The sequence below is a fragment of the Streptomyces sp. NPDC050610 genome (assembly GCF_040654875.1).
In the GTDB taxonomy this organism is placed as follows: Bacteria; Actinomycetota; Actinomycetes; order Streptomycetales; family Streptomycetaceae; genus Streptomyces.
This window is the reverse complement of record NZ_JBFAIV010000028.1, coordinates 44,865-64,507: the sequence shown is the minus strand read 5'-3', so window position 1 is coordinate 64,507 and position 19,643 is coordinate 44,865. Positions and strand designations below refer to the sequence as shown.

The window sequence follows — 19,643 nt, the reverse complement described above, 5'->3', positions numbered from 1 at the left end:
GGGTGGTCTGGGCTGGGGTCAGGGAGTGCTCCGCTTCGCTTCGCTGCGGCTGTTGTCGGGTGGGGCGGTATTGCGTCCGGCCGGGTGCGGGTTTCGTCTCGGACCCTCCGGGTCCAAGGCGCTGGCGGCGGGAGGGGAGGGGGCCGGGCTGCTGTCGGTTCGCTGCCCGTCGCCGTGTGCGTGGCTGAGGTCAGAGAAGGCTCGCTGCGCTTCACCGCTGGTTGCTGCCGCGATGAGGCTGGTACGGGGGTGCCGGGTGCGGGTGGATGTGGGCCTGGGACGTGTGATCCACGACAGTGGGCAGGGGGCGGTTCGCTGCGCTGCGCCTTGGTCGTGGTTGCTGTCCGAGGAGGGTTTCCGCACCCAGGGGAGGGGTGTGCGGGTGTGGAAACTGCCCTCCAACGGCCCGTGTGCCCGGTATGTCCGGCCTGGTAGGTTGAATGGGCAACCGGTTGGGGTTTCCATCCGATTCCACGCCCGATATGGCGCTTTTGCCTGATGGAAACTCCTACCTACCTGCCGGTAGCCAACGAGGCCCCTCGACAAGGCAGCGGCCGGCCGCGCAGCGCAGCGGAGCCCTCCCTGACCTCAACCCCAGGACCGGGCGACAGCCAGCGAACCAGCCCAGGCCAACCGCTCCCCACCCCTGCCGGATCATTGGGCCGCAGCCCACTCCCAACCCCGCGCTCAAACGCCCCACCGCGACCACCTCGCGGCAGCAACCAGCAGGCAAAGCGCAGCGAGCCTTCTCTGACCTCAGCCACGCACACGGCGACGGGCCGCGAACCGAGAGCAGCCCGGCCCCCTCCCCTCCCGCTGGTGGCGCTTTGGACCCGGAGGGTCCGAGACGAGAGCCGCAGTCGGCAGGGCGCAATACCGCCCCACCCAGCAGCACCGCCACCCCCCCCTGCGCTCAACTGCGCAGATAGGCCAATACAGCCAGTACGCGGCGGTGGCCGTCGGCTGTCGGGGGCAGGTCCAGCTTCATGAAGATGCTGCTGATGTGCTTGCTGACGGCTGCCTCGCTCACCACCAGGGTGCGGGCGATGGTCGTGTTGGACCGGCCCTCGGCGATCAGGCCGAGTACCTCGCGCTCGCGTGCCGTGAGGCGCTCCAGTGGGTCGCGGCGGTGGCTGAGCAACTGCCTTACGACCGCCGGGTCCACCACCGTTCCGCCGTCCGCGACCCGGTGCAGCGCGTCGATGAACTCCTCCAGCTTGCCTATCCGCTCCTTGAGCAGATAGCCGACGGCCACCCCGTCCGAGGAGTCCAGCAGCTCGGACGCGTAGGTGCGCTGGATGTACTGGCTGAGCACCAGCACCGGCAGCACGGGCCGCCCCGGGGCGGCGGCGCGGCGCAGGTCGAGTGCGGCGCGGAGCCCCTCGTCGGTCTGGGTCGGCGGCATCCGTACGTCCGTGACGACGATGTCCGGGCGGGTCTCGGCGACGGCCGACAGCAGTGAGTCCGCGTCGCCGACCGCCGCGGCCACCTCGTGGCCGAAGCGCGTGAGCACGCCGGCGAGCCCCTCGCGGAGCAGCGGGTTGTCCTCGGCGATCACTGCCCGGAGAGATCGCGTCACGTGTCGCTGCCTTCGCTGAGTGCCGGATTCGATGCGACCTCAGGGTAGTTCACCGTACGCCCCCGGCCCCGGCCCGTTCTGTCGGCCCCGGGTAGCCCTACGGGCCCGGGCTCAGGGATAGCAGTACGAGTCCGACGACGCGTCGCCGCCCTCCAGGTGCGTCTGGTGGACGCGCAGCCCGCGGAACTCCTCGCCGTGCGGGAAGAACCGATCGTCGACGCGGAGGCCGCCGCGCTCGGTGTCCGCGTCGAGTTTGACGAGCCAGGGGTCGATGCCGTCCGGGTAGAACTGGTCGTCCCAGGAGCCGTAGAGGGAGTTCGTCAGGTACACCCGGCGGCCGTCGCGGCTGAGTTCGACCATCTGGGGGCCGCCGGTCAGCGGGGTCTCCGGCGCGGAGGGGTGCGGCCGGCGGCCCGTGATGCCGCCGAGGCGTACGGACGCGGTGCGGCGGGGGTGGAAGGGGTCGCTGACGTCGTACTGGAGGAGTTCGCCGGTGCCCCACGCCGATACGTACAGCCAGTGGTCGTCGACCGACAGGTTGATGTCGGTGACGAGCGGCGGCACCGCGCCGAACGGCTGGAGGGCCGGGGGCAGGTCCTCGGTCTTGGCGGGTTCGGCGGGCAGGGTGATGACCTTGCGGGCGGTGAACTCCTCGCCGTCGCGGTGCCACAGCCACACCGACGCCGACAGGTCCGCGACGCTCACGACGACGCCCGCGAACCCCCAGGTGGCCCGCGGGTCGTGGGCGGGGCGCAGCTCCAGCACCATCTGGTGCTCGTCGCCCAGGTCCACCCGGCGGCGGTGGCGGCCGGTGTCCAGGTCCCAGAAGTGCAGGGCGTGGCCGTAGCCGCGGCCGAGCAGCAGGTCCGGGTCGACGCCGTTCTCGATCATCGAGGGGGTGCCCCACTCGCTGGTCACGGCGGTGTTGTGGGCCAGGTGCCACCAGACGTCGTACGCGAGGCGCTGCGGCCCGCGGTCGCTCTCCCAGGCCCGCAGCACCTCGAAGGTCTCGTGGTCGAGGAGCGCCACGCCGCCCGGACCGTCCTCGCCGTCGGCGCCGCCGAGGCAGGAGAGGAAGACGCCGTCGGGGCCGCAGTGCAGGGTGTGCGGGCGCGAATAGCCGGCCTTCGCCGCGAGTGCGGCGGCTTCGACGACCTTCACCAGGCGCGGCCGGGCCGGGTCCGGGTGGGTGTCGAAGACGTGCAGCCGCGAGGAGCGCAGGCCCGGCGCGAGCAAGTAGCGGCGCTCGGGGGTGTGGTGGCCCTCGTGGGCGAGCGCGCTGGAGCAGGCGTTCCAGCCGAAGTGGTGCAGCTCGTCGCCGAGGCCGGGCACCTCGGTCATGTGCGTGACCCGGCCGTACGAAGCGGAGTCGGGGTCGGTGTCCAGGACGAACAGCGCGTCCGGGCGGCGTGCGGAGCGGTCGAACCCGACGACGTACGCGAGCTTTTCGGGCGGTCCGGCTACGGCGTCCGCCGGGGTCCGGTAGAGGGTGGGGTCGCCGCCTTGGCGGTGCTCGTGAGCGAGGTCGTGGCGGGGGCTTTCGGCGGTCATGCCGGGTCTCCTCGGTCTGTAGGAGAGCGGTCTGTAGGAGAGCGGTCCGTGCGAGAGCGGTTCGTGCGCGAGCGGTCCGTGGGCTACCAGTCGTGCGAGGCCGGTCCCTGGGCGACCGTTCCGTACGAGGTCGTTCCGTGGCGACCGTTCCGTACGAGGTCGGTTCGTGCGGGAACGGGCGTGCCTCGTTTCAGGACGGAGCGTGACACACGGGATATCGGCTGCCAAGTGGGCCATGGGCCGGTGCCGGTAGGGGGTGACGGCATGGGGGACGGTTCGTGAACAGCGTTCGCAGAGCGGCTGATTCGTCCGGGTCGCGAGATGCGCTACGGGCGGGAAGGAAGCGTTCCGCGCTCATAATGGACGCGCTCCGAGCACCGGCAGTGCGGTGCGGACATCGGGGCCGGACAACACGAATGAGATGTGAGGACGCCAGTGAACACGGTACGACGGTGCGATGAGGGTCGGCACGAGGCCCGCATACCGGCTGCGGCGCCCGCCGGGCGGCGGGGCCGGGCGGTCGCGGTGTTGGCGTTGCTGATCGGCGCTCTGGTGGCGGGGGCCCCGGCGGCCGCGTCCGCCGCGCCGGTCGATCAGGTTGCGGCCGTATCCGCGCGGCAGGCGGTGACGGCCGACGACGCGCGTACCGCGACGACTTCGGCCGCCTCGGCGATTACGGGGCAGGTGGCGTCGCAGGGGCAGCAGACCCTGGCCTCCGCGGAGAAGCCCAAGAAGAAGAAAGCCGGGTTCTTCAAGAAGCTCGGCATCTTCCTGCTGGTGCTGGTGATCGTCATCATCCTCGTGGTGGTGCTGGTGATCTGGCTGATCGTGCGCGCGGTCCGGCGGATGTTCAGCCGCCGGCGCGACTGAGCCCGCAGGCACGCGGGTGCGCGGGTGCGCGGGTGCGCGGGCCGGTTCGTGTGAAGGAATCGGCCCAATTTCTCACTTGCGCAACTATTGAAGCGTAGGCTTGGCGGCACGCGGACGGACGCCGAGCCGTACGCGCGGCCGTGGCGACCGTAGCGGTCGTAACCGACGGGTGGGAGATCGCGATGGTGTGGGAGACGGCGGTGCTGGACGGGCCGGCGGACGCGTCGGCCTGGGAGACGGCCGTACTGCGGGGCGGCCCGGCGGACGGCACCCGCATCCAGGTCGCCGGGCGGCCGAGCGTCCTCCAGGTGGTCCGGCAGTGCCCGGCCGAGCAGGACCCCGACGCGTCCGAGGCGTGGCGCGTGCAGGCCCTGTACGTCTACCGCCGCGATCACCGCGGCGGCGACGGCTTCCCGCACTACGGTTTCGACCCGGCGAGCCCCTGATCCGCGGCGAGTCCTTCAACCAGGGCGAACCCCTGAACCCGGCGAACCCCTGAACCGGGGCGGTCCCCCGTGCCGCCCCTTCCGCCGGGCCGCGGGCCGATCGACGCCGGCCCGCGGCCCGGAGCCCACGCTCGTACGGGCCCCACATTCGTACGGCCCCACGCTCGTACGGGCCCCACGCTCGTACGGGCCCCACGCTCGTACGGGTCCCGCGCGTGTACCTCACGGGCGTACGTACCGCCCCGTCCCCGTTCCTTCTCCCGTCCCCCCTCCCGCTCGTCGCCGTCAGAACAGCGGGGGCTCCTCGTGCGGCGGGATGCCGGAGTCCATGGGGATGCCCTCGGCGGCGGCCATGGCCTCGACGGCCTGGGCCGCCATCACCATGCCGATCTCCTCCAGGGCCTGGATGGACTCGATGACGAGCGTCTCGGCGACCTTGGCCATCTGGTCGCCCGCCCGGTTCCGTTCGGCCAGTTCCGCCTCGTCGGCCGGTACCCGGAGCTCGGTCACGCGCGCCGCCAGCCGGTCGTGGCGCTCTTCGAGCTCGTGGATTCTGCGGACGGCCCGCAGGATCTCCTCATCGGTCGGGCGCTCGGCCATGTCTTCTCTCCTCCGTAGGGATGTCGTACCTGGTAGACGCGGGGACGGCCGCGTTCGCTTGCCGCCTCCGCCCTATTGTGATCGGCGTCTCAGGACGGGCGCGGCGGACCCCTGGCGCCTCGCCGCAGCCCGCGTACGCTGGACGGCCGAGGAGATCGCCGGGAGGCGGTATCCGCAGGTGGGACGAGACGAGGGGTGAGTGTTCCAGTGGGGAGTCTGCCGGGCGTACGGGCCAGTACGCGGGAGCGGGACCAGGCGGTCGAGGCGTTGACCGAGCACGTGGTGGAAGGACGGCTGACGGACGCCGAGTTCGCCACGCGGTCGGACAAGGCGCAGTCGGCCGCCTCGCGCGACGAACTGCTGCGGCTCTTCGACGATCTTCCGCAGCCGCACCCGGTCTTCGACGCGGCTGACTCCGCCCTTCCGGCCCCGACGGCCGACCGGGCGTCGGCTCCGGCGGCACGGTCCGGCGACAGCGTTCCGGCGGCTCGGCCGGACGGATCGGCGCCCGCGAAACTCAGCGGCGCGGCGGCCGCGGCCGTCTACGGGATGTTCCCGGCGGCCGGTGTCATCGCCGTCGTCCTGATGGTCCTCACCGGGGCCTGGTACTGGCTGCTCATCGTGCCGCCGGTGGCGTACGGGGCGCGCCAGGTGGTCAAGAAGCGGCGACGGCGGGACTGAAGCCGACGGCCACAGCTGGGAGTCGGTAGCCGGCGGTCGGTCGCAAAAACGGAGACCGGGGTCCAGCGACGCCGCCGCGCCGCTGGACCCCGGTCCGTATTCCGATTCCGTGGCCCGTACGAGCCCGGCCCTGCCGGCGCGGGCTTACGGGTGGTAGTGCTCCGCGATCGTGGTGGCCACGCCGTCCTTGACGGTGGCGCGGACCTCGAAGGCTTCCTTCTTCGCAGCCTTCATCAGCTGCTTGAGGGTGCACGGCGTGGTGCCGTAGCCGTTTTTGTCCATGGTGACGTTGCCGTCGGGGTCGCCGCAGATGGCGGCCGCGCCGAGGACCTTGGTGTGCGGGCCGACGTAGAAGGCCTGCTCCATCCCGGACTTGGGCGCCACGGTCACCTTGCCCGGTGCGAGGTACTTCAGGGTGCCCTTCCACGTTCCGCTGACGCCCTTGGCGCTGACGCTTTCCGAGACGTGGTGGGCGCCGGCCGTTGCCGCGGTGCCGTGTGCGGGCGCCGCGTCGCTGACGGTCGCCGTCAGGCCGATGGCCGCGGCGGCGATGACGGAGGCGACGACGGCCCGGCGGACCTGGTGGCGTCCATAGGCGCTGGTGAAGGACATGAGGTTAGCCCCCTTGAGCTGGCTCGGGGTGACGATCGGTCGATCTGTGACCAGCCTGCTCCGCGCCGTTGGCGATCCACTAACGGACGGCTAACGGGGGCACCGGGACCCCTCAACGGCACCGGGTTCCCTCAACGGCCCCGGGAACTCTGAACGGCCCCGAAATCCCTCAACGGCCCCCCGCCGCCGCGGCGTCCAGGAGGATTTCGGCGGTGGCCCGGGCGTCCTCGCCCGCGGACGGTTCGCCGTCGATGGCGGTGATGGTGGTGGCGCCCTCGATGAGGATCAGCAGTTTCCGGGCGAGCGCGGCGGGCTGTTCGATGCCGGCCTCGGTGAGCAGCCGTTCCAGCAGTTCGCGGTAGCGGGCGAGGTGGAGCCGGGGCAGTTGCCGCACCGGCCCGTCCTGGTGCCGGGTCTCCACGGCGGTGTTGACGACCGCGCAGCCGCGGTACCCGTCCCGCGCGTACCAGACGGTGAGCAGGTCGAAGAGGGCCAGTACCCGCTCCCGCCCGGCCTCCGTCGCCGCGAGCCGGCCCGAGAGCCAGAGGTGGATGCGGTCGCTGCGGTCCTGGAGCGCCGCTTCGACGAGGCCGTCCTTGGAGCCGAAGTTGCGGTAGATCGTCAGCTTCGAGGCCCCGGCGTGCTGGGCGATCTCGTCGACGCCGACGTCGTGCACGCCCCGCTCGTAGAACAGCTGGACAGCGCTGGCCAGCACGCGGGCGCGGGTGGCGCGCGGGTCGATGGTGGCTCCTGCCTTCACTGGCATACGGACATTCTAGGCGAGGACCGGACGAGAAGGTAACGTACCGTCTCACTTCCCAGAGATGGTCCCGTGCGGTATCTTCTCCCGTATGACGCCTCGCCTACCGGTTCCCGTCCGGCGGCTGTGGGCGGCGGTTCTCTGCGGATACATGGCGCTCGGCGCCACCCTCCAGTCGCTGCCGTCCTACGTCGTCCAGCACTTCCACGGCGGTCCGCTGATCGCCGGTACGGTCGTGGGCATCGCCTTCCTGGCCACCGCCTGCGCTCGGCCCTTCGCCGGCCGGCTCGCCGACGCCGGATTCGCCCGCCCGGTCGTGGCGACCGGCGGTGTGCTCGGCGCGATCGGCGGCGCGGGCCACCTCATCGCCCCCAACCCGGGGAGCCTCATCGCGGCCCGGCTGATCATGGGCGTGGGCGAGGCGGCGCTGTTCTCGGGCGCCATTCCCTGGGTGCTCGCCGACACCCCGCCGCAGCGCCGCGGCCGGGTCGCGGGCTGGTTCGGCCTGTCGATGTGGGGCGGGCTGGCGCTCGGCCCCGTCGTCGCCGTGGGCCTCAACCACCTGAGCGGGTACCGCGGCGTGTGGTGGGGCGTGATCGTGCTGGGCATCGCCTCTGCCGTCCTCGTGCTCACCACCTCCGGCGACAACCGCAACGACGACGGGCTCTCCCCGCTGCCGAAGGGCTTCCGCGAGATCGTGCCCGTCGGCGCCTCGCTGCCGGGTCTGGCCTTCGGCCTCTCCAGCTACGGGTACGGCACCGTCAACGCCCTGCTCGTCCTGCATCTGCACCACGACGGCATCGGCGGCGACAGCGCGGCCCTCGCCGTGTTCGCCGCCGGATTCCTGCTCGCCCGCGCCCTCGGCTCGCCGCTGGTCGACCGCAAGGGCGGCGTGCAGGTGGCGCTCGGCTCCCTCGTCGTGGAAGCCGTCGGCCTGCTGCTCATCGCGGGGACGGGGAACGAGGCGCTGGCGCTCGTCGGCACCGTGCTCACCGGCGCGGGCGTCGCCCTCATGTACCCGGCCACGGTCGCGATGACCCTGCACCGCACCGGAGCGCTGCGGCCGGGCACCTCGGTCGGCGTGATGACCTCGTACTGGGACCTCGGCATCATGGCCGCCGGGCCGGTCGGCGGGCTGATCGCCGCCGACACCGGATACACCACGGCCTTCGCGGTCGCCGCCGCCACGACCGCGCTGAGCCTGCTGGTGGTCGCGACCGTACTGCGCCGCCCGACGCCGGCCGCCCGGCCCGCCGGACAGTCCACCGGGGCATCCACTGGACAGTCCGCCGGGCGGCAGTCAACTGAGCCCTCCGCCGGGCAGGCCGCGCGTGACGGGAAGCGTCCGAGTGGGGGCGACGCGAAGGCGGAGGCGGGCGCGCCGACTTCGGGCCGGGGCCCGGCGTGAGTCCCGCGCCCCGGGGCCGTACGACCTCCCGCGACGCCGTCTACCACGAGGGCGAACGGGCCGTTCAGCGCGCCGCCGGGGTCGAGGCGGAGGCCGAGCGGGTCTCCGTGATCCTCGGTACGCGCGTCGAGTTGATGGCCCAGGCGTTCCTGTCGTCCGTGTCCTGCGTCGCGTTGGGCGCGGCCGACGCGGAGGGTCGGATGTGGGCATCGGTGCTGCTGGGGGAGCCGGGGTTCGTACGCGCCTCGCCGGGCTCGGTGCGCATCGTCGGACGGGCAGGGGCGGACGCCGTCGACCCGGACGCCCTTGACCCGGACGCCCTTGACCCGGACGGCCGCGACACAGGCGCGCCCGGCACCGTCACCCCGAGCGCCAACGCCCCGAGCACTGTCACCCCGAGCACGGGCGACCTGGGCGTCGACGACCCCATCGGACCCCGCCGCCCCGGCGACCGCGTCGGCCTGATCGCCATGGACTTCACCCGGAGACGCCGGCTGCGCGTCAACGGCCGGGTCCGCTCCTGGGGCCCGGGGCTGATCGAACTGGGCGTGGACGAGGCGTACGGGAACTGCCCCCGCTTCATCCACCGCCGCCGGCTCGACCCCGGGCTCCTCTCCCATGGCCGGGAAAGCTCCGTCCACACCGAACTGGGCTACTGGGACACGGAGTTGATCGGCCGGTCCGACACCCTGTTCATCGCGACGAAGCACCCGGAAGCGGGGGCGGACGTCTCCCACCGGGGCGGCCCGCCCGGCTTCCTGCGCGTCGCCGGGCCGAACCGCGTCCAACTCCCGGACTACGCGGGCAACGCCATGTTCAACACCCTCGGGAACCTGTGGAGCGACCCGCGCGTCGGCCTGGTCCTCCGCGACTTCGGCACGGGTGACACGGTCCACCTCACCGGCCGCGCCGCCATCGAACACGAACCTCCGCGCACGGTCTGGGGGTTGGAGGTGGAGCGGGTCGTCGACATCACCGTCGATCGGGTGGTACGGACCCGGAGCGCACGGGCTTCCAGCGCACCGTGGTGAACGTACCGCCGATGGGCGGCCCGGCGCGTCCGGAGTCACGCGCGGCGCTCTTGCGTACGGCGGCTTCCGGCGTTCCCCTGCGTACGGCGGCCTCTGACGTGCTCTTGCGCGCGGCGGCGTCCGAAGCGACTGTCCGTACAGCTGTCTCAGGGGCGCCCTTGCGCACGGCGGAATCCGGCCCGTCGGCCTTCGGCGCGGCCCCCTCCGACACGGCGGTATCCGACGCGCTGGCACCCGGTGCGGCGGAGTCCGCCGTGATCGGGTGCAGCGGGTCGAACACGGGCCCGCCCTCCGTCCGCGAGCGGGCCAGGGCCACGAACCGCGGGGTGAGGGGGTGCGGGCGCACCGCGTCCCAGCAGAGCAGGACCGGCAGCGGCGGCGCGTCCATGACCGGCCGGTACACCACCCAGGGGTGCGGGTGCAGACAGGGCGTCAACGCGCTGGACAGCCCTATCCCGCGCCCGGCGGCGATGGCCTCCAGCCACTCCTCCAGGTTGTGCACGCCGATCACCGGCCGGGTGGCGCTCTCGCTGTCCTTCCAGATGGTGCGCACCGTGGTGCCCGAGATGATGTTGAGTACGAGCGGGTCGTGCCGGATGTCGTCCAGCGTCACCTCGCGCAGCACCGCCGCCGGGTGCCCTTTGGGCAGGGCGGCGACGCGGGACTCCTCGTACAGCAGCACATGTTTGATGCTCGGGTCGGACAGCGTGCCCCGCAGGATCGCGGCGTGGCTGCGGCCGTCCTCCAGGCCGGCGTACGGAACGTCGTCGATGCGGCGCAACTCCACCCGCGCGCCCGGGTTCTGCTCCTCGAACTCCTTGATCAGCGGCGCGGTGTCCCGGCCCAGCGCGTTCCAGGAGAAGCCGACGCGCAGCGTCGAGTGGCGGGAGGCGGTGGCCTTGACGGCGTCGTCGGCGGCTGCCACGGCGCGCGCCGCGTAGGGCAGGAATCGCTCGCCCGCCGCCGATAACGAAACGCCATTATGTCCGCGTTCGATCAGTTTTTGACCGACGATGTGTTCCATTTGCGCAATAGTCCGGCTGAGCGCCGACTGAGAGGCCCAGAGCGCCTCGGCGGCCCCCCGGAAACTGCGGTGCTCGACCAGCGTGAGAAAAGATCGTAAGTGCCTTAGTTCAAGATCAGAACTTCCGCTGAGCTTCGCCATCTTTCGTCTCCCCCGTCTTTCACCTGGGCCGATGCGTCTCGCGCATCACCCTTGCGATCTTGGCACTTCCCGGGTCCGACTCGTCGTGTCTAGTGTGTGGCGCATGGCCGGACAGCCATTAGGACAGGCCTTCCCCACCACGCCTGCAAGGTACTCCCCATAGGTAAGTGCCGCCACCACACATGTATGTCCGCGTTGCGAAGATCGCGTTAAGGGTAATCCGGTTGCCCGGACGCATGCCCAGGTCCGGCCGTCTCCATGCGTTTCTGTTCCGGCATTCGCCGCCGAGTGGCACAGCAAAGGAGAGAGTGTATGGCAGCCGTCGACACCCTGGCCACGGAGAGGTTCGAGAAAATCCTGGCCCGGCTTCAGGAAAAGGCCATTCAGGATTACTACAACCCCTATAAGACATTCGCCTGGCCCGATACGCTGCCCACCGATGCGCCGTGGATGACGCGCGAGCTGACCAGCACCCACGGCACGGCGGCCCGCGAGGAGCTGAACGACGCCCAGTTGACGGAGCTGAGCCGCTGGGAGAGCGTGAACTTCTACAGCCTGAACGTGCACGGCATTCGCGAGCTGCTCACCGAAGTGGTCAACCGCATCCATATGCCGGGCTTCGAGGTGCCCTCGGACTTCTTCCACCACTTCATCGGCGAAGAGAACGAACACATGTGGTTCTTCGCCGAATTCTGCCTGCGCTACGGCGGAAAGCTCTACCCGTCGGCGGTTCCGTTCAAGGCGGCCGGCGGCGGTGCCGGCGACAGCGAAGTGGACGTCGACGTGGAACACTTCCTGGTGTTCTCGCGCATTCTCCTCTTCGAGGAGATCGTCGACCACTACAACTCGACCATGGCGGACGACGAACTCCTCCACGACACGATCCGCCAGGTCAACCGGATACACCACCGGGACGAATCCCGGCACATCGCATTCGGCCGTGAACTGGTCTCGCTGCTCTACGAACCGCTGCGCGAACGGCTGGACGCGGAACAGCGCCGCGAGATCGCGGACTACCTGAAGCGCTATATCGCCTACAGCCTCCAGTCCTTCTACAACCCGCAGGTGTACAAGGACGCCGGTATCGGCGATCCGCTGGGATTCCGCAGGCGAGTCCTGGAGGACCCCGCACGCCGGGCCCACGAGCGACGGGCCGTGCGCAAGCCGATGGGCTTCTTCGCGAAGGCCGGGATATTCGCGGACGAGGAGCTTCCGCTCGTCGCCTGACGCGCATTCGACCGACTTCCGACCGACTTCCGGTCGACCTCGGGCCGACTTCCGGCCAAACTTCCGGCCGCCGACGTCCGGCCCAACTCCCCTCCACCTTCCGGTCCGACGCGATAAACAGGCTTCCGCTTCCTGCCGAACAGAAACACACGAAAAGCACGTCCGCGACAAGGAAAGAGGTGATCTCATGTCCTCGACCGCCCCGACGCAACGACCGGCCCCCGGCCTCGCCGCCCTGGGCCCGGAGGCCACCCAGCTCCTGAACCTCCTGGACGAGACCTTCCGGGGGTGGGGCGAACGGCGCGGCGCGCTGCCGCTCACGATGCCGCCGCTGCTGCCGGTCGCCGACCTGGCCGCCCTCGACTTTTACGAGAACTTTCCACAACTCGCCGTCGTGGCCTCGACCTTGGACGTCGACGACCCCGCCGGTCGCGCGGCCGAGGCCCGTACGGGCTCCTACGCGCCCGACAGCCTGCGGCCCGCCGCCCTCGCCCTGCCGTCGGCGGCCTGCTACGGCGTCTTCCTGCACCACGCCGGCCAGTCGGTCGACGGCGCGCGGACGGTGACGGTACTGGGCCGCTGCTACCGCAACGAGGACCGGTACGAGGGGCTGCGCCGGCTGCTGGGCTTCCACATGCGGGAGATCGTGGCTCTAGGCACGCACGAGCACACCCAGCACCACCTCGCCGTCTACGGGCAGCAGGTGCGGGACTTCGCCGAGGCCGCCGGGCTCCCGGTGGAGAAGGAGGTCGCCTCCGATCCCTTCTACGACAAGGGCGGCTCCCGCGCGGTGCTCCAGCAACTCGCCCCCGTCAAGCACGAGTTCGTGTACGCGGAGACCGCCATCGCGTCGGTCAACGTGCACCGCAACTTCTTCGGGGAGCGGTGCGGCATCCGGATCGGGGAGACGGACGAACCGGTCTTCACGAGCTGTGTGGCCTTCGGCCTGGAGCGCTGGATCTTCGCCCTGGAGCACCGGTACGCCGGCGACTGGGACAAGGCGTTCTCGGCCGTCGAGGACGCGTGCGCGGCCGTCACGTGACGACCGCCGCGCCACGGGCCGCCGCCCCCGCCGCGACGCCGCCCCACCCGGAAGCGCGAGCCCGTCCCGAATCGGTCGCCGAACCGGCCGCCGAAGCGAGAAAGACTCCCGAAACGGCCCCCGGCGTCCTCGGCGGGCTCGCCCTGCGCACAGGCGTGGACATCCTCCCCGTCAGCCGCGTCGAGGGCATGGTGCGCGGCTCCGGCGAGCGCTTCCTCGGTACGCTCCTCACCCCGGGCGAACTGCGCGACTGCGCCACCGACCACGGCACCTTCCTGCCCGCCGTGGCCGGCCGGCTCGCCGCCAAGGAAGCCGTCTTCAAGACGTTCCACACCCCCCTCAGCAGCCTCCCCTGGCTCTCCATCGAGATCCGCAAGGCCCCCGGCGGCTGGCCCGAGGCCGTGCTGCACGGCGCGGCGCGACGGCTCGCCGACGCGGCCGGGCTGGCGGACCTGAGCCTGAGCATCAGCCACGACGGCGGGTTCGCCTTCGCCGTCGCGGTGGCGACCGTACGCCGCTGACGCTGACGCTGACGCTGACGCTGACGCTGACGCCCACGAACCGCACCGCAGCACCGCAGCACCGCAGCACCGAAACCGAAGCGACCTCACGAAGGGACACCCCGACATGGCCCGCCCCATTGACCAGGTCAAGGCATGGATTCTCAAGCGCCACCCGGAGCGCGGTGAGATCGCGTCCGATCTCGACCTCATCGACAACCGGTTGATCGACTCCCTGGCCTTCGCCGAGTTCCTCTTCCTCCTGGAGGAGGTCGGCGGGCAGCCCATCGACCGCGACAACCTCGTCGTCGACGACTTCCGCACGCTGGACCGGATCGAAGCGAAGTACCTCGGCGCGACGGTCAGCTGAGCGGAGGCGAGGAGAGATGCTGCGATACGTCGAGGACTACGAAGAAGGACGGGCGTACGAGCTCGGCACGTACAAGGTCACCGAGCAGGAGATCGTCGAGTTCGGGCGGAAGTTCGACCCCCAGCCGTACCACGTCGACGCGGCGCTGGGGCAGGACTCGCTCTTCCACGGCCTGGTGGCCAGCGGCTGGCACACCTGCGCCATGTTCATGCGGCTCTACGTGGACGCGCTGCTGCCCGGCGCGGCGGTCGAGGGCTCGCCGGGCGTCGACGAGCTCCGCTGGCTGCGGCCGACCCGCCCCGGCGACGTGCTGACCGGGCGGCTCACCGTCACCGGCATCACCCCGTCGATGACCCGCCCGGACTGCGCGACCCTGCACAAGCGGGGTGAACTCACCGACGCCGAGGGGCTGCCCGTCATGCGGCTGACGCTCTACAGCATGTTCCGCCGCCGGCCGCGCGAGTGAGCGCGCCGAGCCCGCTCCCTTCGCCCAGCCCACGCCCGTGACACCGGAGTACGGAGGAAGACGAGAGATGGAAGCTGTTTCGCACACCTCGCAGTGGACCGCGGCGGCCCGCGCCCTGGAGACCGAACGGGACGACGCGCTGTTCCGCGACGACCTGGCCCGCCCGCTCGCCTCGGAGACCGGGTTCGACCTGTTGAAGAAGTACGGCGGGGGCGGCCTCGCGGACTTCGTGTCCATCCGCACCAAGTACCTGGACGACGCCATCGCCACCCATGTGCGCGACGGCGGGATACGCCAGGTCGTTCTCATCGCCGCCGGTATGGACGCGCGGGCCTTCCGGCTCACCTGGCCCACCGACGCGGTCGTCTACGAGGTGGACCACTCGGCGCTCTTCGAGGTCAAGGAGCGGCGGCTGGCCGAGGTGGACGCCAAGCCGTCCGTGGACCGGCGGGTGGTGGGCGCCGACCTCACCAAGCCGTGGCTGTCGTCCCTGTACGAGGCCGGGTTCGACCCCGAGAAGCCGACCCTGTGGGTGGCCGAGGCGCTGCTGTTCTTCCTCACCGACGACCAGGTGCGCTCGCTGCTCGACCTCCTCGCGGAGGGCTCCGCGCCGGGCAGCCACGTGGCGCTGGACGTATTGAGCGAGTCCTTGCTGAAGAACATCGGTACCCAGCTCTTCTTGGGCGCCCTGAAGGCGGACGGCATCCCCTGGCTCTTCGGCACGGATGACCCCGAGGGCTATTTCGCGCTGTCCGGCTGGCAGGTGAACCGGCTGAACGAGCCGGGCGAGGAGGGCATCGGCAAGGGCCGCTGGCCGTACGAGGTGTTCCCGCGCGAGGTTCCGAACATCCCCCGCAACTGGCTGCTGCACGCCGAGTACCAGGGCTGAGCAGCTCTCCCCCCGAGGCCGGCCGTGGCACGCCCCTTCCCCCGTCGCCGCGGCCGGCCCCGGCACGCGCCCGTACGCCCGGCCCCGGCGCGTACGGGCGTCCGCACGTCCCCGGCCCCGGCCCGTAAGCCCCGCCCATAAAGCCACCTACAGCCTCCCGCCCTACAACTCCCGCGTGGGCCAGTCCAGCAGCCGGGCGCCGATGACCGCCGTCTGCAAGGTGTAGCGGTGCATCGGGTCGGCGGGGTCGGACCCCGTCAGCTCGTGGATGCGCTTGAGGCGGTAGGTGAAGGCCCGGACGCTCAGGGCCAGCCGGCGGGCGGCCTCCGCCGCGACGCAGCCGGAGTCGAAGTAGGCGTCGAGCGTAGCCAGCAGCGGCTCCGGCCCGCCGCGGGCCTGCCGCAGCGGGGCCAGTGTGGAGCGCACCAGGTCGGTGAGGGCCTGCCGGTCGCGGGTCAGGACGGGGAAGACGAGGAGGTCGGCGGCGCGCAGGACCGGGGCGTCGAGGGCCATCTTCGAGGCGAGGTCCAGTGCGCCCAGCGCCTCCTCGTAGGAGTGCACGACGCCGCCCGCGCCCTCGTGGGGGCGGCCGATGGCCACCTGGCCGCCGTCGGTGGCGGCGTGCGCCTGCTTGGTGAAGTAGCGGAGCACGTCGTCCTCGTCGCCCGGCGCCACGCAGATCAGCCGGCCGTCCTTGGTGGTCAGCAGGATGCGGCGTTCGCTGAACCGGCCGTTGAGCGCCGTCTCCACCCGCCGCATCGCCGGGTGCGCGTCGTCGTACGGCTCCGGGCCCGTCGCGACGGCGACGGCGTGGGCGTGGGCGAGGCGCAGCCCGAACCGCTCGGCGCGCCCGGAGAGGCGGCCCAGGTCGCTGCGCCCGTACAGCAGGTCGTCGATGAACTCGCGGCGCGCGGCCTCTTCCTGCCGTACGGCCAGCCGCTGCGCGCGCTCGTACCCCTCGGCGAAGGCGTCGATCGCCTGCTCGGTCACGGCAAGGACGGACTCGGCGGTGGCGCGCAGGCCGCGTGTTCCGGTGGGGCCGGTGGTGGCGGGCAGTTCGGACCACAGGGCGCGGGTGGCGGCGAGGTGGCCGACGACGAGGGTGCGCAGCCCGTGGCCGCTCTCCCCGGCGCGTTCGCCGAGGGTGCGGCGCGATTCCAGTTCGGCGCGGTTGAGCCGTCGGCCGGTCGCCGACACCTCGGTGAGCAGCTCGGCGTAGCCGGCCAGGTAGTCCTCGGTCGGCTCCGGCTTTGTCACGTGGTCTCTCCACCTCTTAACGCGCCCTTGACGGTTTCTTAGCGCGTGGTTTCCAGGGTGGCAGACGCGCGAAGGGGCCAGCACCCGGCATCAGGGAACCATAAAGATTGCCGGAACCCGGCAATGCACACACCCGTTCCCGTCTGCCAATATGCATATAGGGGGAACAACGGGGGACGGCCCCGGTGCCAGGTTCCGGAAACGGACCTGGCGCCGAGGCCCGCCGCGACGCCGTCCCCGCCCAGCGGAGGAACTCCTCGGGAGTTCACGAGAGAACAGAACGAAGGGACGGCGCCCGGTGGACGACTTCCTCGCGGCCGCGCTCGGCTTCCCGGCCGTCGTGTTCAGCTTCGCGCTGGTGGTCGTCGTCGCGTACTGGCTGCTCGTCCTCGTCGGCGGCGTCGACTCCGACGGCCACGGCCACCACGACCTCTCCGACGGCCACGGAGACGCCTCCGCCGACGGACACGCCGACGGCTCGGGTCCGGGCGGGCTCACGGGCCTCGTCGCCGCGGCCGGGCTCGGGGGCGTGCCGGTCACCGTCGTCCTGTCGCTGCTGACCGCCTTCGCCTGGTTCCTCGCCCTCGCCGGAACGGTCCTGCTGGAGAAGACCGACGCCCAGGGGCTGACGCGTACGCTCCTGGGCGCGGGCGTCCTGGCCGGCGCCGTCGTGGGCTCCTGGGCCGTCACCTGGGTGCTCCTACGGCCGCTGCGCCGCCTCTTCCCCGACGAACGGCCGCCCTCGCGCCTGGACTTCGTGGGCCGGATCTGCGTGGTGCGCACCGGCCGGGTGGACAGCGGGTTCGGGCAGGCCGAGGTGGCCGCCGAGGACGGCTCGACCGCGATCATCCAGGTGCGTACGGACGAGTCCGGGCTCGCCGCGGGCGCGACGGCGCTGATCTTCGACTACGACGCCGACGGCGAGTTCTTCCGGATCGGGGCCTTCGAGGTGCCGTTCGGCAAAGCGCTCGACCCCGGCAGTCCGGCGTACTGACCGGCCCGGTCCCCCTTTTTATACAGACTTCCCTTTACCGCAACTGATTCGACAGAGGTTCCGCCATGGATACCACCGCCATCGGGATAGGCGTGCTCGTCGCCGTCCTGCTGATCGTCGCCCTCGGGGTGCTGTTCACCGTCAGCCGACTGTTCCGCAAGGTCGAGCAGGGCAGGGCGCTGATCATCTCCAAGACGAAACGGGTCGACGTCACCTTCACCGGCGCCGTGGTGCTGCCGGTGCTGCACAAGGCCGAGTACATGGACATCTCGGTGAAGACCATCGAGATCCGGCGCACCGGCCGCGAGGGCCTGATCTGCCAGGACAACATCCGCGCCGACATCCACATCAATTTCTTCGTGCGCGTCAACAAGACCGTCGAGGACGTCGTCAAGGTGGCCCAGGCCATCGGTACCCAGCGCGCCAGCGACCCGCGCACGCTTCAGGAGTTCTTCGCGGCGAAGTTCTCCGAGGCGCTCAAGACGGTCGGCAAGCAGCTGGACTTCGTCGACCTCTACACCAAGCGCGAGGAGTTCCGGGACCGCATCATCGCGGTCATCGGCACCGACCTCAACGGCTACCACCTCGAAGACGCGGCGATCGACTTCCTTGAGCAGACGCCGATGGCGCAGCTCGACTCCGCGAACATCCTGGACGCCCAGGGCATCCGCAAGATCACCGAGCTGACGGCGATCGAGCACGTGCGCACCAACGAGTACCAGCGCACGGAGGAGAAGGAGATCACCCGGCAGAACGTCGAGGCCCGCGAGGCGGTGCTGGAGCTGGAGCGCCGCCAGGCGGACGCCGAGATCAAGCAGACCCGCGAGATCGAGACCGTACGGGCCAAGGAAGAGGCCGAGACGGCGCGGGTGCAGGCCGAGGAGCGGCTGCGGTCGCACAGCGCGCACATCAAGACCGAGGAAGCGCTCGGCATCCAGGGCGAGAACCGCGACCGCGAGGTCGCCGTGGCGCAGAAGAACCGCGAGCGCGTCATCGCCATCGAGAACGAGCGCATCGAGAAGGACCGGCTGCTGGAGGTCATCGCCCGGGAGCGGGAGACGCAGCTGCGGCGCATCGCCGCCGACAAGGAGGTCGAGGCCGAGAAGCGGGAGATCGCGGACGTCGTCCGGGAGCGGATCGCGGTCGAGAAGACCGTCGCCGCCCAGGAGGAGGAGATCAAGAAGCTCCGTACGGTCGAGGAGGCCGAGCGGGAGCGCCAGGCGCTGATCATCCGGGCCGAGGCCGAGGCGCAGGAGCGGCTGGTCAAGGACATCAAGGCGGCCGAGGCCGCCGAGCAGGCGGCCGGTCACCGGGCCGCCGAGACGCTGGCCCTGGCCGAGGCCCGGCGCAAGGCCGCCGACCTCGACGCGCAGGCCGCCGTGCAGCTGGCGGAGGGCAAGCGGGCGGACGCCGCGGCCGTCGGGCTCGCCGAGGCGGAGGTGCGCGAGCGCAACGCCGAGGCCATCGCGAAGGTCGGCCGCGCCGAGGCGGAAGTGTCCAAGGAGAAGGCGTTCGCGAGCGCCGAGGGGCTGAAGCAGAAGCTGAAGGCCGAGGCCGAGGGGCTCACGGAGAAGGCGGCGGCGATGGCCGCGCTGGACGCGGCGAGCCGCGGGCACGAGGAGTTCCGGCTCCGTCTGGAGGCCGAGAAGGACATCCGGCTGGCCGGCATCGACGTGCACCGGCAGGTCGCCGAGGCGCAGGCCACGGTGCTCGCCACCGGCCTGGAGAACGCGAAGATCGACATCGTCGGCGGGGAGAGCGTCTTCTTCGACCGCCTCGTGAACTCCATCGCCCTGGGCAAGGGCGTGGACGCCTTCGTCGGCAACTCCGAAGCGGTCCGCACCATGGCCGGCCCGTGGCTGGACAAGGACGGTTCGACCTTCACGCAGGACCTCGGCGCGATGCTGAGCGGCCTGGGCGCGGACGGCGTGCGCGATCTGACGATCGCCGGGGCGCTGACCAAGCTCATCGCGGGCGGCGGCCCCCAGGCGGGCGCCCTCAAGGGCCTGCTGGAGTCCGCGAAGGCGGGCGGCCTCGCCGATGTGAAGCTCACGGACCTGGCGGGTCCGGCGCGGCTCAATGGCGGACAGCCGGGCGGCGCGCAGCTCAACGGCGCGGCGGCCGGGGCGAAGTAGCCCCCGATCGCGGGCCGGGCCCGCCGCGCCCCAGGGGCGGCGGCCCGGCCCGCGCGTGGC

20 protein-coding genes are annotated in these 19,643 nt (G+C 71.4%); 13 read left to right on the top strand and 7 right to left on the bottom strand.

The window, feature by feature from the left end; genetic code table 11:
• Positions 1–913: 913 nt before the first annotated feature.
• On the bottom strand, positions 914–1,579 hold the full coding sequence (locus tag AB0I22_RS29015; RefSeq protein WP_363133903.1) for a response regulator transcription factor: 666 nt from the start codon (positions 1,577–1,579) through the stop codon (positions 914–916).
• Positions 1,580–1,690: 111 nt separating this feature from the next.
• On the bottom strand, positions 1,691–3,130 hold the full coding sequence (locus tag AB0I22_RS29010; RefSeq protein ID WP_363133902.1) for a selenium-binding protein SBP56-related protein: 1,440 nt from the start codon (positions 3,128–3,130) through the stop codon (positions 1,691–1,693).
• A 528-nt stretch (positions 3,131–3,658) separates the two neighbouring features.
• Between AB0I22_RS29010 and AB0I22_RS29005 the strand changes: the two genes are divergently transcribed.
• Positions 3,659–4,000: a hypothetical protein gene (locus tag AB0I22_RS29005; protein ID WP_363133901.1), complete on the top strand. Its 342-nt coding sequence runs from the start codon at positions 3,659–3,661 to the stop codon at positions 3,998–4,000.
• A 182-nt stretch (positions 4,001–4,182) separates the two neighbouring features.
• Complete coding sequence (locus AB0I22_RS29000) at positions 4,183–4,446, top strand: hypothetical protein (RefSeq protein WP_363133960.1); 264 nt, start codon at positions 4,183–4,185, stop codon at positions 4,444–4,446.
• A 285-nt stretch (positions 4,447–4,731) separates the two neighbouring features.
• Here the strand turns inward: AB0I22_RS29000 and AB0I22_RS28995 are convergent, their stop codons facing one another.
• The gene (locus AB0I22_RS28995) at positions 4,732–5,046 is read right to left on the bottom strand and encodes a hypothetical protein (protein ID WP_363133900.1); all 315 of its coding nucleotides are present in this window, start codon (positions 5,044–5,046) and stop codon (positions 4,732–4,734) included.
• Positions 5,047–5,241: 195 nt separating this feature from the next.
• On the opposite strand from AB0I22_RS28995, the gene AB0I22_RS28990 reads away from it, so the two are divergent.
• Positions 5,242–5,727 carry a DUF1707 domain-containing protein gene (locus tag AB0I22_RS28990; RefSeq protein ID WP_363133899.1) on the top strand — a complete coding sequence of 162 codons (486 nt, stop codon included), beginning with the start codon at positions 5,242–5,244 and terminating at the stop codon, positions 5,725–5,727.
• A 144-nt stretch (positions 5,728–5,871) separates the two neighbouring features.
• Here AB0I22_RS28990 and AB0I22_RS28985 read toward each other — a convergent pair whose 3' ends face one another.
• Together AB0I22_RS28985 and AB0I22_RS28980 are read right to left on the bottom strand one after the other, a co-directional pair.
• The gene (locus tag AB0I22_RS28985) at positions 5,872–6,339 is read right to left on the bottom strand and encodes a hypothetical protein (protein ID WP_363133898.1); all 468 of its coding nucleotides are present in this window, start codon (positions 6,337–6,339) and stop codon (positions 5,872–5,874) included.
• 169 nt (positions 6,340–6,508) lie between these two features.
• The gene (locus tag AB0I22_RS28980; RefSeq protein ID WP_363133897.1) at positions 6,509–7,105 is read right to left on the bottom strand and encodes a TetR/AcrR family transcriptional regulator; all 597 of its coding nucleotides are present in this window, start codon (positions 7,103–7,105) and stop codon (positions 6,509–6,511) included.
• Between the two features lie 85 nt (positions 7,106–7,190).
• Here AB0I22_RS28980 and AB0I22_RS28975 point away from each other — a divergent pair, with 85 nt between their 5' ends.
• Both AB0I22_RS28975 and AB0I22_RS28970 read left to right on the top strand, forming a co-directional pair.
• Complete coding sequence (locus AB0I22_RS28975; protein WP_363133896.1) at positions 7,191–8,507, top strand: MFS transporter; 1,317 nt, start codon at positions 7,191–7,193, stop codon at positions 8,505–8,507.
• Complete coding sequence (locus tag AB0I22_RS28970) at positions 8,504–9,538, top strand: pyridoxamine 5'-phosphate oxidase family protein (protein ID WP_363133895.1); 1,035 nt, start codon at positions 8,504–8,506, stop codon at positions 9,536–9,538. Before AB0I22_RS28975 ends, AB0I22_RS28970 begins: the two co-directional genes overlap by 4 nt.
• Here the strand turns inward: AB0I22_RS28970 and AB0I22_RS28965 are convergent.
• Positions 9,480–10,703 carry a LysR substrate-binding domain-containing protein gene (locus tag AB0I22_RS28965; protein WP_363133894.1) on the bottom strand — a complete coding sequence of 408 codons (1,224 nt, stop codon included), beginning with the start codon at positions 10,701–10,703 and terminating at the stop codon, positions 9,480–9,482. The genes AB0I22_RS28970 and AB0I22_RS28965 overlap by 59 nt on opposite strands.
• 312 nt (positions 10,704–11,015) lie before the next feature.
• Between AB0I22_RS28965 and AB0I22_RS28960 the strand changes: the two genes are divergently transcribed.
• From AB0I22_RS28960 to AB0I22_RS28935, 6 genes are all read left to right on the top strand, one after another.
• Positions 11,016–11,930, top strand: coding sequence for a diiron oxygenase (locus AB0I22_RS28960; RefSeq protein ID WP_363133893.1), 915 nt, complete (start codon positions 11,016–11,018; stop codon positions 11,928–11,930).
• A gap of 187 nt (positions 11,931–12,117) precedes the next feature.
• Positions 12,118–12,972, top strand: coding sequence for a hypothetical protein (locus AB0I22_RS28955; protein WP_363133892.1), 855 nt, complete (start codon positions 12,118–12,120; stop codon positions 12,970–12,972).
• Positions 12,954–13,493: a holo-ACP synthase gene (gene acpS / locus AB0I22_RS28950; RefSeq protein WP_363133891.1), complete on the top strand. Its 540-nt coding sequence runs from the start codon at positions 12,954–12,956 to the stop codon at positions 13,491–13,493. The genes AB0I22_RS28955 and acpS overlap by 19 nt, the downstream gene beginning before the upstream one ends.
• 106 nt (positions 13,494–13,599) lie before the next feature.
• The gene (locus AB0I22_RS28945) at positions 13,600–13,842 is read left to right on the top strand and encodes an acyl carrier protein (RefSeq protein WP_363133890.1); all 243 of its coding nucleotides are present in this window, start codon (positions 13,600–13,602) and stop codon (positions 13,840–13,842) included.
• 16 nt (positions 13,843–13,858) lie between these two features.
• Entirely contained in the window at positions 13,859–14,308 is a 450-nt protein-coding gene (locus AB0I22_RS28940) for a MaoC family dehydratase (protein WP_363133889.1), read from the top strand.
• 67 nt (positions 14,309–14,375) lie between these two features.
• Entirely contained in the window at positions 14,376–15,197 is an 822-nt protein-coding gene (locus AB0I22_RS28935; RefSeq protein WP_363133888.1) for an SAM-dependent methyltransferase, read from the top strand.
• A gap of 162 nt (positions 15,198–15,359) precedes the next feature.
• Here AB0I22_RS28935 and AB0I22_RS28930 read toward each other — a convergent pair whose 3' ends face one another.
• Positions 15,360–16,454 (bottom strand): helix-turn-helix domain-containing protein, encoded by a 1,095-nt coding sequence (locus tag AB0I22_RS28930; protein WP_363133887.1) that lies wholly within the window; start codon positions 16,452–16,454, stop codon positions 15,360–15,362.
• 298 nt (positions 16,455–16,752) lie between these two features.
• Between AB0I22_RS28930 and AB0I22_RS28925 the strand changes: the two genes are divergently transcribed.
• Both AB0I22_RS28925 and AB0I22_RS28920 read left to right on the top strand, forming a co-directional pair.
• Positions 16,753–17,448 carry a hypothetical protein gene (locus AB0I22_RS28925; RefSeq protein ID WP_363133886.1) on the top strand — a complete coding sequence of 232 codons (696 nt, stop codon included), beginning with the start codon at positions 16,753–16,755 and terminating at the stop codon, positions 17,446–17,448.
• Positions 17,449–17,513: 65 nt separating this feature from the next.
• Complete coding sequence (locus AB0I22_RS28920) at positions 17,514–19,583, top strand: SPFH domain-containing protein (protein WP_363133885.1); 2,070 nt, start codon at positions 17,514–17,516, stop codon at positions 19,581–19,583.
• Positions 19,584–19,643: the final 60 nt, after the last annotated feature.